The sequence below is a fragment of the Sorangium sp. So ce834 genome, from assembly GCF_051521425.1.
Classification (GTDB): domain Bacteria; phylum Myxococcota_A; class Polyangia; order Polyangiales; family Polyangiaceae; genus Sorangium; species Sorangium cellulosum_D.
The window spans coordinates 9,755,107-9,769,703 of record NZ_CP150351.1 but is presented as its reverse complement, the minus strand read 5'-3'; the positions used below and the strand labels follow the sequence as shown (position 1 = coordinate 9,769,703).

Genomic DNA, 14,597 nt, shown 5'->3' with positions numbered 1-14,597 from the left:
CCCCGCCGCGCGCCGGCCGCATCTCAGGCCCCGCCGCGCCACCACGCGTCGGCCAGCGACGCGTCTTCCAGCGTGTCGATCTCCATGTAGCCGCCGTGCGTGTCGATCTTGTGCAGGGCCGCGCCCGACTCGAGCATGTGCTGGAGCAGATCGATGAGGTAGGCGCGCCGGAACGAGCGGCCCTCGCGGAACTCCGGCCGCTCCGCGAACGCGGCGCGCGCGGCGTCGAACGCGGCCAGCAGCCGCGCGGCGCCCAGCGCGGAGAGCTTCATCACCCCGATGAACTCGCCCGTCGCCGCCTCCGAGGGGATGCGGCGCGAGATCTCCACGACGCGGTCCCCGTCGGCGCGGAGCTTCTCGGCGTCGGTCTCGGGGTGCTGCGAGCGGTTCACATACCGGCGCCGCCAGTCGGTGTCGCAGGCGAGCGCGACGTCGTGCGGGGAGCGCACCAGATCCGCCACGATCCCGGGCCGGTAGACGATGTCCGCGTACGTCGAGACGAAGCCGCCCTCGAGGTGCTCGCGCGCGCAGAGGAGCGAGAGCAGGATGTTGTTCTGCTCCCAGTCGCGGTTCTCGACGTACGTGATGTCCGGGTAGGCAGCCCGGATCACCTCGGCCTTGTAGCCGCAGACGAACACGACGTCCGACCGCTTGAAGCCGCCCGCCGCGAGCGCGTCGAGGATGCTGTCGAGCATCGGGCGGCCGAGGATCGGGACCAGCGTCTTCGGCAGCTCTTCGGTGAGGTGACGCAGCCGGCTGCCCCGGCCCGCCCCGATGATCACGGCCTTCACGGCTCCGCCGTTACCACGGACGGACGCGGGAGAGCCCACGGACCTGAGGAGCCACGAGAAAACACGCGGGATCCAGGCCCCCGTTACGGAAACGTGACCGTGCGCTGACCCCCTGCCGCGGACCGCCGGGCTACGACGCGAGCATGGAGATCGCGATCGTCCTCATCGCCCACTCTACGTTCTCGGTCTTTTTCCAGACCTTCTTCCTGCACCGGTACGCCTCGCATCGGATGTTCACGATGTCGAAGCGATGGGAGCGGACTTTTCACCTCCTGACGTACCTGACGCAGGGGTCTTCGTATCTGGTTCCGTGGGTTTACGCGATCTTGCACCGCATGCACCACGCGTACAGCGACACGCCGAAGGACCCGCACTCGCCGCGGTACTACTCGAGCGTCGTCCCGATGATGCTCGACACCGCGAAGCGCTACGACGCGATCTACGAGGGCACGGCCGACGTGGAGCCGCGCTTCCGCGGCGGCTACCCCGAGTGGCGCACGCTCGATCGCATCGGCAACTCGTGGATCAGCCGGCTCGCGTGGGGCACGGGCTACGTGCTCTTCTACGCGGCCTTCGCCTCGCACTGGTGGCAGTTCCTGTTCCTCCCGCTCCACTGGACCATGGGCCCGCTGCACGGGGCGATCGTGAACTGGTGCGGCCACCGCTACGGCTACCGCAACTTCAACAGCGACGACGACTCCCGCAACACGCTGGCCCTCGACCTCGTGACGCTCGGCGAGCTCTTCCAGAACAACCACCACAAGTACTCGATGAGCCCGAACTTCGCGGTGCGGTGGTTCGAGATCGACCCGGCCTACCAGGTCATCCGCGTGTTCGCCTGGCTGGGCATCCTCCAGATGTCCGACAAGGTCCAGGTCGCCCGCCTCGAGCCCGAGGTCGCGCGGGCCGAAGGGTAGGGCGACCCGCTCCCCCGGCCGCGCGCACGGCGCGGCCGGCCCGCGAGGCCGCGCGCACGGCGCGGCCGGCCCGCGAGGCCGCGAAGCGAGGCGCGCGGCGCCGAGGCCCCGCGCGCCGACCCCCTCGACGTTACTCGAACAGCAGCCGGAACGCGCCGGGCACGTCCTTCGGCCCGATCTGCGCCTTGCGCTCGTTGAACTCCGGGAGACAGGCCTGGTAGGCCGCGTCCACCCGCAGATCGCTCCCGTCCCAGCTCGGCCGCCAGATCTCCATCGTGTCGCGCGCGAGATCGATGACGTCCCTGAACTGCCCGCGCTCCTTCAGGATCTGCGTGCTGAGCCCGTACATCAGCAGCCCGCCCGGGATCGCCCCGAGCGCCGTCGTCGCCAGGGCCGGGTAGCAGATGCGCGCCGTCTTCACCCCGAACCGCCCCTGGATCTCCGCCATCGTCTGGCGCTGCAGCTTCTTCGCGCCGGCGAGCGGGCCCATCGCGTAGACCGGATCGTCGCTCGGGTAGTCGTAGTCGCAGAACGACACCACGCTCTCGCCCTTCGCGAGCAGCCCCGCCGCGGCGAGCGGCTCGGCCCACAGGAGCGACGACGTGCCCATGAACTTGTTCGTCCGCTCGATGTCCGCGTCGTTCGCGACGTCCACCTCGACGAGCCCGAGCTTGCGGATGTTCTCGGCGCGCGAGAAATCCGGCACCTGGAGCACCGGATCGAACGCGACGTCGAGGTCCTTCACCTTCGTCGGCCCGTGCTCCGCGTACCGCTTCATCGCGCCCGCCGCGATGCCGTTCACGAGGTGCACCGCCCGATACCGCTCCTTCAGCGCGGCGACCACCTCGTCGATCACCTGCGGCCTCGTGGCGTCGTTGTTCCAGAAGCGCGCCGTGAGCCCCTCGGCCGCCGCCGCGTCCGTGATCGCCTTCACGTGGTGCGGGCCGATCTGCATCTTCTCGCTGTCGAAGTGCACCGCGAAGACGGCGGCCCGCTCCCCGAAGAGCAGCTGCAGCGCGAGCGCCCGGGTGATGCCGTTCGAGCCGCCCAGGATCAGCACCGCCGTGTCCGGGGCGATCTGCGTGCCCGCCGGGCTGATGCGGGCGCGGTGCGCCGCGAGCTGCTCGTTCGCCACGCGCGCGCCGTGCTCGGCCAGCGCGCCGACGAACGAGCGGCGATCCAGGCCGCCGAGGGGAAGCTTCTTGAAGGTCTCTAGGTCATCCATCACGTCCGGCGTCTTACCGTCTCCCGCGCTCCGCGTCACGACTGGACAGCTGGCGCCCGTCCCGGCGCGCCCCCGTCGCGGCGCCGAAGGGGGAGCCCCGCCTCCGTCCGAGCCGTGATAGAACGATCCCGTGAAAACGGTTCTTGTCACCGGCGGCAGCGGGTTTATCGGGCGCGGTCTCGTGAAGGAGCTGCTCGCGCGGGGGGATCGGGTGACGGTGCTGACGCGCGACGTCGGGCGGACGCAGGCGGCGCTGCCCGGGGCGCGCGTCGTGTCGTGGAGCCCCTACAGCGCGGGGCCCTGGTTCGAGGAGCTCGACGGGGTGGACGGCGTGATCCACCTGGCGGGCGAGTCGATCGTCAAGCGGTGGTCCGAGGAGGCGCGGCGCGAGATCGTGAACAGCCGCATCGACACGACCCGCCTCATGGGCGAGGCGATCGGCAAGGCCAAGCGCAAGCCGGGCGCGTTCGTCTGCGCCTCCGCGGTCGGCTACTACGGCCCGCAGCCGGGCGAGAAGGTGCTCGACGAGGGCGCCCCGCCCGGGCAGGGCTTCCTCGCCGACGTCGTGGTCCGCTGGGAGGAGGCCGCGCGCGCCATCGAGGAGCAGCACGGCGTCCGCTCGGTGCAGCTGCGGATCGGCGTGGTGATCGGCGAGGGCGGCGGCGCGCTCGACAAGATGATCGCGCCCTTCCGGTTCTTCCTCGGCGGGCCGATCGGCGACGGCAAGCAGGTGATCCCGTGGATCCACCGCGACGACGTCGTGGCGCTGACCCTGCTCGCCCTGGACAGCGACGCGGTCCGCGGCCCGCTCAACGTGACCGCGCCGCACGCGGCGACCGGCGAGGAGGTCGCGCAGACGATCGGCGCCGTGCTCCGCCGGCCGTCGTGGCTCCGCGTGCCCGAGGCCGTGGTGAAGCTCGGGATGGGCGACGCGGCCGAGATCGTGACCACCGGGCAGCGCGCCTACCCCCGGCGGGCGGAGGAGCTTGGCTACAAGTTCCGCTACGCCCACCTGACGCCCGCGCTCCAGTCGATCTTCAGCCGCTGAGCGACGGGCCCGCGCCGCGGAGCGCCCGCGGCGGAGCGGGCGCCCATCCGCCCCGGCAGCGAAGGATCTGCCTGGGCAGCTGGGCGCCGCGGCGCGGCGCCCAGCTGCTGCCCACGCAAGAAGAGCCGCCGGTGGCGCGCTGAGAAGTCGACCGTTGTCGAGCAGCGCACCATCGGGAGCCCGGACGGCGGTTTCCCAGCGCTCCCCCAAGCGCTCCGTCCGCTTCCATGCTTACGACATCGCGCACCGAGAAGCTTTCGGGATGAGTTGGATTGGCGCGTGCAGGGTATCCCGACTCATGGGCGTAGCGCAGCCCCCCATCGCGACGCCAGACACAAAGTCGTTAGGGGAATCCCCTTGCCGCAGCGCACAATCGCGAGGTTGCTCGTCGGAGGCGGTTTTCCAGCGCGTGAGCGGGGGTGAGGGGCGGACGCAGCCAGCTGTCGCCGTCCGGACAGGCAACTACCCCGGCTCCACGCCGGGCGGCGCGGCCGGGGGCGGACAGGCGCGCTTGTGCGCTCATGGGCTGATGCCGCGACTCTGGAGGATCTCGCGCACCACGGCCTGCGTCGAGGCGGGCAGCTCGGCGAGCGAGGCGCGGGCGAGCTCCACGAACTTCATGCCGCGCGCGCGCTTCAGCGCCTCGACGGCCGCGGCGCGCTCCTCGGCGCCCTCGTGCTGGAGGATGCCGAGGAGCATCTCGCCGGCCTCCAGCGTGTCGATCTTCGCGATCGCGCGCACGGCGCTGGCGCGGACGGCGGGCGCCTGCGACTCGCGGTAGATGCGGGCGAGCGGATCGAAGGCGTGGGCGAAGCGGAGCTCCTCGAGCGCGCGGGCGGCCTCGTGGACGACGGTGGGGTCGGGGTCCACGAGCGCGTCGCGGAGCGTGATGAACGTGCGCTTGTAGAGGAAGCGGGAGAGCGCGCGGACCACGGCCACCCGGATCTTCGGCTCGGGGCGGCGGAACAGGTGCTCGAGCGGCGAGAGGATCGTGTAGAGCTCGACCGTCGCGAGCTGCTCGGCGAGGCTGATGAGCTGCTGCGCGGGCGAGCGCTGCGCCGGGGCGGCCTCGGGCGTCGCGCCCTCGACGGCGAGCGCGGTCAGGCGGGCGAGCATCGCGCGGCGGCGGGTGACCTCGGACCACTGCGCCGGGTCGAGGACGATGTCGCCGCACGCCTGGCTGGCGCTGCCGGCCTGCTCCCACTCGACCAGGTCGATGTGCCAGACGTCGGGGAAGCCGAGCTCGTGGCGGAGGTGCGCCGGCAGCGGCGACGCGTCGATCGGCAGGTCCTGCGCGTTGACGTAGCGGCCGCCGGCGCGGGCGTAGTGCTTCTTCCGGTTCTCGTCGAGCGGCAGCTGCGTGAGGGCGCGGTAGACGCTGCCCACCTTGCTGTACTGCCCCGCCTCGCCGAGCGCGATCACGGCGGCGAGCAGCGCGTTCTCGGCGATCTCGGGCGGCGCGGCGCGCTTCTGCGAGACGGCGGACACCTCCTGCCAGAGGCGGGCCTGCGCGAGCACGGCGAAGTTGGCGACGGCGGTGAGCCCCTCTTTGCGCGCGTACGCGGCCATCTCGCGGGCGAGCGTGGCGGCGGCGGAGATCTCCCCCTGCTTCTCGGCCGCGGCGACCGCCTCCTCGTAGGACTGGAGCGCGTAGTAGCGCAGGTGGTCCTCGCGCAGGATGCGGATGACGTTCACGTAGCCCTCGAGGACGTGCTCGAAGGCGCGGCTCTCGCGGCCGACGGCGATGAGGACCTGGTAGCAGTCGAAGGCACGCTCGCGCTGGCCGATGGTCTCGTACCGGTCGGCGGCCTCCTCGAGCAGGTGGACGGAGGCGAAGACGGCCTCGCGCGCGGCCGCGGCGTCGCCCGTGCGGAGCGAGGTGCGGGCGAGGTTGAAGCGGGCGAGGCCGGCGGCGTAGAGGTCGCTGCCCGACGAGGAGAGCAGCTGGGCGAGGCGCGACCAGAGGGCGCGGGCGCGGGCGAAGTCCTGGCCGCGCTCGCGGGCGATGGCGGCCTGCGCGACGAGGCCGGCGGCCTCGTACTCGTCGGCGGCGCGGGCGTAGAGCCGCTTCTGCCGCTCGGGGTCCTGCTCGCGCTCGGCCCAGGCGAGCACGGTGCGCGCGCGGTCGATGGGCGGGACGTGGGCGACGAGGGGGCGCTGGCTGTGCTCGCCGCCCGCGTACCAGGCGACGGTGAGGGCGCTCCTCGGGTCGCCGAGCCGGACCAGCACGTCGCGGAGCTCGTCCGTCATGGCGACGTAGTCGTCCTCGCGGGCGATGGTGTGCTGGAGGGCGCTGAAGAGCGCGTCGCGCGCGCGGGAGAGGTCGCTCCTGGCCAGCGCGGAGCGGGCCTCGTCGCGGAGCTCGTGCAGGGGGCGGACGCCTTGGGTCATGCGGGTGGCTGGCGGGGGAGCGTAGTACAGGTCGGGGAGGGCGGCGCGGCGCCTGCGAGGGCGGCGCGGCGCCTGCGAGGGCGGCGCGCCGCCTGCGTTCCCGTCCTCTCGCGTGGGAGGTCGCTCGCCGTCGCTGCGAGACGAGGTCCTGTCATGGCACGAAGCCCGACCACACGAGGTGCGATCCGGGCATGCTGGGGCCCGACGCCGGGCGGCCGGGGCTTGAACGGAGGGCCGGCGGCCGGCGGGGGCGCAGGGGAACGGGCGGTCGGACCGCCCGGCGAGGCGCGATCTCGATGGGCAGAGGGCGGTCGGACCGCCTGGCGAGGCGCGATCTCGATGGGCAGAGGGCGGTCGGACCGCCCGGCGAGGCGTGATCTCGATGGGCAGAGGGCGGTCGGACCGCCCGGCGAGGCGTGATCTCGATGGGCAGAGGGCGGTCGGACCGCCCGGCGAGGCGTGATCTCGATGGGCAGAGGGCGGTCGGACCGCCCGGCGAGGCGTGATCTCGATGGGCAGAGGGCGGTCGGACCGCCTGGCGAGCGGTGATCTCGATGGGCAGAGGGCGGTCGGACCGCCTGGCGAGCATGGGCGCGTGTTGGTCCAGCGCGTGGATCTCGTGGATACACATCCGGATCACCAGATGGGCCGGGCGTTTTTTCGCTCGCGATGTGGGACGAGGCGCGCCACGATAGCTCCTATCGAGCATCTCCTGCGTGCGGTGTCGGGCCGTGAGCCGCGGACGCTCGCAAGGAGTCGATTGAGCCATCGAGTAGGCTCGGCAGGTCCGGCTTTGGCGCGTGATCCCGTATCGAGGCCAAGGTCGGCCGGTGGAAGACGTTACCGTGCCGGAGCGAGGCGCTCCGGGCGCAGGCCGCCCATTGCCATGGGAAGAGGGAGACGGATGAACGCTCGTGAGCCCAAGAAGGAAACCACCGCTGCGCAGGCAGCATCACCGGCCGCGCCGGACGCCGGAGCACGCGGCAAGAGCCGAGACCCCGCGTCCGCCCGGGCGGGGTCCGGTAAAGGCACCGAGGCGCCGAAGGGCCTCCCCGGCGCGCCCAAGGCGCCGGAGCTGCCCGCGCCCGCGCTGCCGAAGGGCGGCGGCGCGATCCGCGGGGTGGATGAGAAATTCTCCGCGAACCCGGTGACGGGCACGGGGTCGTTCTCGATCCCGCTGCCGCTGAGCCCCGGTCGCGCCGGGTTCGGGCCAGCGATGGCGGTGACGTACGACTCGGGAGCTGGCAACGGCCCGTTCGGCGCCGGCTGGCAGCTGTCGATTCCGCGCATCGCGCGGAAGACCGACAAGGGCCTTCCGCGTTACGACGACGCGCACGAGAGCGACGTGTTCGTGCTGTCCGGCGCGGAGGATCTCGTGCCCGCGCGGTCGATCGACGGAGCCGAGCTCGATCGGTACGAGACCGAGAGCGAGAAGGTGATCCGCTACCGTCCCCGCGTGGAGGGCGCATTCGCGCGGATCGAGCGCCGCGAGGTGAAGGCGAGCGGGAACGTGTACTGGACGGCGACGACGCCGGACAACGTCACGAGCGTCTACGGGCGGAGCCCGGAGGCGCGGATTGCCGACCCGGCCAGGCCGGAGCGCATCTTCTCATGGCTGCTGGAGGAGACGCGGGACGACAAGGGCAATGTCGTGGCCTACGCGTACAAGGCGGAGGACCTGACCGGCGTTGCGCGCGACGAGGCGGCGGAGGGCCACCGCCACGCGGGCCGCGCGGCGGTCGCGAACCGCTATCTCAAGCGCGTCCGCTACGGGAACACCGTGCCGGGCGACGCGGAGAGCAGCCTGTTCGAGGTCGTCTTCGATTATGGCGAGCACGACGCCGAGGCGCCCACGCCCGAGGAGAGCGCTTCGTGGCCGGTCCGCCAGGACCCGTTCTCGGTGTACCGCGCCGGCTTCGAGATCCGCACGTACCGGCTCTGCCGTCGCGTGCTGATGTTTCACCGGATGTCCGAGCTCGGCGAGGCGCCGTGCCTCGTGCGGTCGCTCGACCTCACGTACGCGGAGAACGCTACCCTGACGCGGCTCTCCACCGCGACGCAGGCCGGCTATGTCCGCGATCCGCAGACGCAGGCGTACAGCCGCGAGGCGCTCCCGCCGATCGCGCTGACGTACAGCGAGCCGGTGATTCACCGCGAGGTGAAGTCGCTCGACCCCGAGAGTCTGCGCGACCTGCCCGTCGGCGCGATGGGGTCTGGGCGGCGGTGGGTCGATCTCGACGGAGAGGCGCTGCCCGGCGTGCTGATCGATGAGGGCGAGGCGCTGTATTACAAGCAGAACCTCGGCGGGGGCGTCCTGTCCCCGGCGCGGCCGCTGCCGTCGCGGCCGGCGGTCCTGAACGGCGGGCAGCTGCTCGACGTCGACGGGGACGGGCGCAAGGAGATGGTGGTGTTCGAGCGGCCGGTGGCGGGCTACTTCGACCGCACGGACGCTGGTTGGGCGCCGTTCCGCCCGTTCGCGTCGCAGCCGAACGTCGACTGGAGCGATCCGAACGTCCGTCTCATCGATCTGAACGGCGACGGGCACGAGGACATCCTGATCACGGGGCCTGACACGTTCACATGGTATCCGTCGCTCGCCAAGGGCGGCTTCGACCGGCCGATCACGATCGCGCGGCCGAGCGACGAGGAGCGCGGGCCATCGCTCGTCTTCGCCGACGCGGCGCAGAGCATCTTCCTGGCCGACATGAGCGGGGACGGGCTGGTCGACCTGGTGCGGATCCGGAACGGCAACGTGTGTTACTGGCCCAACCTCGGTCATTGCCGCTTCGGCGCCAAGGTGCAGATGGGCGGCAGCATGCGGTTCGACCACGAGGGCCGCTTCGACCCGAAGCGCATCCGGCTCGCGGATGTGGACGGCTCGGGGACGACCGACATCGTTTACCTGCACCCGGACGGCGTGCGCTTCTATGCGAACAACGCCGGCAACACGCTGGCCGCGCCGGTGATCCTGCCGCGGCTGCCGGACGTGAGCGAGCTCGCGGCGGTCGACGTAGTCGACCTACTCGGCTCCGGGACCGGGTGCCTGGTGTGGGCCTCGTCGCTGCCCGGGGCGCGACCCGGGGTGCGCTACATCGATCTGCTCGGGAGCAAGAAGCCGCATCTGTTGACGTCGGTCGCCAACAACCTCGGCAGAACCACGACGGTGACGTATGCCCCGTCGACGAAGTTCTACCTCGCGGACCGGGCGGCGGGCCGGCCGTGGGTGACGAAGCTGCCGTTCGTGGTGCACGTCATCGAGCGCGTCGAGGTGTTCGACGCGGTCTCGAGGCATCGCTTCGTGACGACGTATGCTTACCACCACGGCGACTACGACGGGGTGGAGCGGGAGATGCGCGGCTTCGGCATGGTGGAGCAGCGGGACACGGAGTCGTTCTCGGCGTTCAGCGGGACGGGCTTCGCGCCGCCCGCGGCCAACGCCGATCCCGAGCTGCACCTGCCGCCGGTGCTGACGAAGACGTGGTTTCATACCGGCGCCTGGGTCGAGGGGGCGAAGATCTCGGCGCAGTACGAGAGCGAGTATTACGCGGGCGATGCGGGCGCGGTTCGCCTGGAGGATACGGTGCTTGCCGAGGGGCTCAGCGCCGTGGAGATGCGCGAGGCGTGCCGGGCGCTCAAGGGGCGGCCCCTCCGCCAGGAGGTCTATGCGCTCGACGGCTCGGCGGAGGAGCCGCGTCCGTACGTCGTCACGGAGAGCAGCTACGGGCTCCGGCGGCTCCAGCCCGCGGTGGGCGGTGCGCACGCCGTGTTCTTCGCCCATCCGCGCGAGGCGCTGGAGTACCATTACGAGCGCAACGAGAGCGATCCGCGCGTGGCGCACGCGCTCACGCTGGAAGTCGACAACCACGGCGCGGTCAAGCGGACGGCGCAGATCGGGTATCGCCGGCGGGCGGCGTGGGCGGCGTTCCCCGAGCAGGAGCAGGGGAAGGCGACGCTGACGGAGCACGACGTGGTGCACCTGGTTCCCGCTGAGGAGGGTGCTTATCGCATCGGGGTGCCGACCGGGAGCCGGACCTACGAGCTGCACGGCCTGCCGCTCGGCGAGGAGGGGGTGCTCGCGTTCCAGGACGTCCTCGACGCGGCGGACGAGGCGACGGACCTCGCTTACGACGGGACGCCGAGCGGGGGCTTCGAGAAGCGCCTGTTGCAGCACACGCGCACGAGGTACTGGAGCGACGATCTCACGGGGCCGCTGCCGTTCGGCGAGGTCGGCGGCAGGGCGCTGCCGTATGAGAGCTACGCCAAGATCCTCACGCCCGCGCTGATCACGTCGGTGTTCGGAGCCAGCGTCACGAGCGGCGTGCTTGCGGAGGGCGGCTACCTGCAGCTCTCGGGCGACGTGGACTACTGGGTGTCCTCGGGGCGGGCGGTGCCTTCGGCGGCCCACTTCTACCAGCCGACGGCGTTCGTCGATCCGTTCGGCAATACGTCGCAGGTCGTTTATGATGCGTATCGCCTGCTCGTGACCCAGGTGACGGATCCTCTGAGCAACGCCGTGATTGCCGTCCCCGACTACCGCGTCCTCGCCCCACGGCAGCTCACCGATGCGAACGGCAACGTGAGCGAGGTGCGCTTCGACGCGCTGGGCAGGGTCACGCTCTTGGCGGTGATGGGCAAGCCGGGGGGCGGCGAGGGCGACACGCCCGAGGACCCGACGGTCACGTTCGCGTACGACCTCGAGCGATTCGTGCTCGCCGGCAAGCCGAACGTGGTGCACGCCCGCGCCCGCGAGCAGCACGGCGCTGGCAACACGCGCTGGCTGGACACGTATACGTACTCCGACGGCTCGGGCAACGAGGTGCTGCGCAAGGTGAATGCGGAGCCGGGGCTGGCGCCCGAGCGCGACGGGACCGGCGCGCTGGTGCACGACGCGCAGGGCGACCTGGTCTTCTCGCACGCGGCGCCGCGCTGGGTCGGCACCGGGCGCACGGTGCTGGACAATAAGGGCAATCCGGTCAAGCAGTACGAGCCGTTCTTCAGCGCGACGTACGAGTATGAGGACGAGGCGGAGCTCGTGGAGTGGGGGGTCACGCCGATCCTGCGGTACGACCCGCTCGGCCGGCTCATCCGGACCGACCTTCCGAATGGCACGTTCTCGCGGGTGGAGTTCGATGCGTGGAAGCAGACGTCGCACGATCCGAACGACACGGTGCTGGAGAGCACGTGGTACGCGGCGCGGCATGCGCTGGCTGCGGGCGACCCGGAGCGGCGTGCGGCGGAGCTCGCTGCGGCGCACGCCGGGACGCCGGCGGTGAGCCACCTGGACGCGCTGGGGCGGGTGTTCCGCGCCGTGGCGGACAATGGGGCCGAGGGGCAGTACGTCACGCAGAGCGCGCTGGATATCGAGGGGCAGCCGCTCGCGATCACCGACGCGCGCGGCAACCTGGCGATGCAGCATCGGTTCGGGCTGGGCGGGCAGCTGCTGGTTCAGAACAGCAACGACGGCGGGGAGCGGCGGATGCTGGCGGGCGCGACCGGCCAGCGGCTGCGGGCATGGAACGGGCGAGGGTTCGCCTACCGCTCGTCGTACGATGGGCTGCGCCGGCCGACGCACGAGCACGTGCAGCTGGGCTCGGGCAGCGAGCGGGTGGCGCGCCGTTACGTCTATGGCGAAGCGCATCCGCAGGCGACGTCGCTGAACCTGCGCGGTCGACCGTACCAGGTGTATGATGGCGCGGGTGTGGTGACGAGCCAGGCGTACGACTTCAAGGGCAACGTGCTGCAAGCGTCGCGGCGGCTGCGCAGTGACGTGCACGCGGACGCTGACTGGTCGGCGCTGGCGGGGCTGACGGATGTGTCCGCCATCGCGACGGCGGCCGAGCCGTTGTTGGAGATCGAGAGCTTCGAGACGCAGACGGCGTACGACGCGTTGAACCGGCCGACGAGCGTGACGGCGCCGGACGCGAGCGAGGTGAAGCCGACGTACAACGAGGCGGGGCTGCTGGAGCGGGTGGAGGCGAGGATTCGCGGCGCGGTGGCGTGGACGACGTTCGTGGACGACATCGACTACGACGCGAAGGGGCAGCGCGAGCGGATCGAGTATGGCAACGGCACCTTCACGGATTATACGTATGACCCGTTGACGTACCGGCTCACGCGCCTGAAGACGACGCGGAGCTCGGACAGCACGGTGCTGCAGAACCTGAGGTACGTGTACGACCCGGTCGGTAACATCGTGGAGATCGGGGACAGCGCGCAGCAGACGGTGTTCTTCAACAACGACGTGGTGTCGCCGAGCGCGCAGTACGTGTACGACGCGGTCTACCGGCTGATCGAGGCGACGGGGCGGGAGCACGCGGGCGGGCTGTCGGACGCGCCGCGTGACCAGAACGACCTTCCGATCCAGTCGCTGCCGCACCCGAACGACCCGCAGGCGCTGAGGAACTATACGGAGCAGTACGTCTATGACGCAGTGGGCAACCTGCTGCGGATGGTGCACCAGGCGGGTACGGGGAGCTGGACGCGGTGGTATGCGTACGAGACGGCGAACAACCGGCTGATGAGCACGACCGGAGACCCGGAGCACGGGCCGTTCCGCACCTATGCGCATGACGCGCACGGCAACATGACGTCGATGCCGCACATCACCGCGCTGACCTGGGACGAGAACGACCAGGTGCGGAGCACGGATCTCGGCGGCGGCGGCGATGTCTATTACGACTACGATGCTGCGGGGCAGCGCGTGCGCAAGGTGTGGGAGCACAGCGGGCTCGTGGAGGAGCGCATCTACCTCGGCGGCTACGAGGTGTACCGGAGGCACAACAGCTCGGGGCTGGAGCTGGAGCGGCAGACGCTGCACGTGATGGACGGCGCGCGGCGGGTGGCGATGGTGGAGACGAAGACGGTGGACACCTCGGGGCCGTTCACGGTGACGCCGCGGGTGCGCTACCAGCTCGACAACCACCTCGGGTCGGCGTCGCTGGAAGTCGACGGGACGGGGCTGGTGATCGGGTACGAGGAGTATCACCCCTATGGGACGACGGCGTACTGGTCGGCAGCGTCGGGGATCGAGGTCTCGCAGCGGCGGTACCGGTACACGGGCAAGGAGAAGGACGAGGAGACGGGGCTGTACTACCACGGGGCGAGGTACTATGCGCCGTGGCTCGGGAGGTGGACGAGCGCGGATCCACTCTGGCCTCCGCACGTCACCATGTACGCTTATGGAGACTCCAGTCCCATTATTAAGAGCGACCCCAGCGGGCTACAGGCGACACCCGGAGCTGACGACGTCATTTATCAGGGCAATGTGACAATCGACGGTGTCGAGCATCGGCAGTACTCCACGTACGCCGGCGATTTCGTCTGGCAAGAGCCTATTATTTCTGCGGATCACTCGCCGCCATTGCCGGGATCTTCTAAGCCCGCAGCAAGGCCACCCTCTAAGCCCGCAGCAAGGCCACTCGCCCCGTCGGCTTCGCAGCCGAAATTCTCGGAAGCCTCGGACTCGTCATCCTGGAAGGATAACTCCTTGGTGCAGTTCGGCGCCGGGGCGATCATTGGTGGTCTTCAGGGTTGGTTACCGTTCGGTTTCGTTGGAAACGCAGTGTCGATGCCCACGCGATACTCCGAGCTGGGCCGCGGCGTCGGCGAAGCCGCCATGGGCTTGGCGCAGATCATCGGCGGGATCGGGGCCATCATCGGCGGCGGAGGTGCAGCGGTGGGCGGCGTGGCGGCCGCGCCTGTCACAGGCGGCGCGAGCATCCTCGTCACGCTGGCAGGCGGATCCGCCGCTGTTGGTGGATTGGCAGCAGTTGCCCAAGGGGTCACAAACGTCGTTGCTGCTGCTGGTTCGATAAGCCATGCGATGTCGATGTCGGGGTCTAGTGGCGGCGGAAACGGTCCAAAGAAGGCACCCGAGAGTACAAAGATCGATCCGAGCGAGTATGAGACTCATGCGCGAGACGTACTCGGTGGAAAGAAGCAATCCGTTGATATTCCGGGGGACACGCCTGTAGATATTGATGCTGCTACAGAAACCCACTTCTGGCAAATTAAGCGCATCACGAGTTTCAACAAATGGCCCGTGGATCGGCTTCCGGGGGATCTGGTGCGCCAGCTCGAGAGAACCAAGGCGGCGGCTGCGCTCCACGGCAAACAGATCGGTATTGCGACTCACCAGCCAATTCCAAGTAACTATGCCGAGATGATAAAGAAGCTCGTCCCAGGTGTCCAGTTTCGTGTGATTTCTCCGTAGTCGGATCGTTGGT

General features: G+C 70.3%; 6 protein-coding genes. 3 read left to right on the top strand and 3 right to left on the bottom strand.

Going from position 1 to position 14,597, the window contains the following annotated elements; translation table 11 throughout:
* Window positions 1–23: 23 nt before the first annotated feature.
* Complete coding sequence (locus tag WMF20_RS35840; RefSeq protein ID WP_437606298.1) at window positions 24–791, bottom strand: NTP transferase domain-containing protein; 768 nt, start codon at window positions 789–791, stop codon at window positions 24–26.
* 143 nt (window positions 792–934) lie between these two features.
* Between WMF20_RS35840 and WMF20_RS35835 the strand changes: the two genes are divergently transcribed.
* Window positions 935–1,708, top strand: a complete 774-nt coding sequence (locus tag WMF20_RS35835; RefSeq protein ID WP_437606297.1) for an acyl-CoA desaturase — start codon at window positions 935–937, stop codon at window positions 1,706–1,708.
* Window positions 1,709–1,838: 130 nt separating this feature from the next.
* Here the strand turns inward: WMF20_RS35835 and WMF20_RS35830 are convergent, their stop codons facing one another.
* Window positions 1,839–2,933 carry a hypothetical protein gene (locus tag WMF20_RS35830; protein WP_129578496.1) on the bottom strand — a complete coding sequence of 365 codons (1,095 nt, stop codon included), beginning with the start codon at window positions 2,931–2,933 and terminating at the stop codon, window positions 1,839–1,841.
* Between the two features lie 130 nt (window positions 2,934–3,063).
* Here WMF20_RS35830 and WMF20_RS35825 point away from each other — a divergent pair, with 130 nt between their 5' ends.
* Window positions 3,064–3,981, top strand: coding sequence for a TIGR01777 family oxidoreductase (locus tag WMF20_RS35825; RefSeq protein ID WP_129578495.1), 918 nt, complete (start codon window positions 3,064–3,066; stop codon window positions 3,979–3,981).
* Window positions 3,982–4,500: 519 nt separating this feature from the next.
* On the opposite strand, the gene WMF20_RS35820 is transcribed toward WMF20_RS35825, so the two are convergent.
* Window positions 4,501–6,372: a HEAT repeat domain-containing protein gene (locus WMF20_RS35820; protein WP_129578494.1), complete on the bottom strand. Its 1,872-nt coding sequence runs from the start codon at window positions 6,370–6,372 to the stop codon at window positions 4,501–4,503.
* Between the two features lie 904 nt (window positions 6,373–7,276).
* On the opposite strand from WMF20_RS35820, the gene WMF20_RS35815 reads away from it, so the two are divergent.
* Complete coding sequence (locus tag WMF20_RS35815) at window positions 7,277–14,584, top strand: SpvB/TcaC N-terminal domain-containing protein (RefSeq protein ID WP_437606296.1); 7,308 nt, start codon at window positions 7,277–7,279, stop codon at window positions 14,582–14,584.
* The last annotated feature ends 13 nt before the right edge of the window (window positions 14,585–14,597 follow it).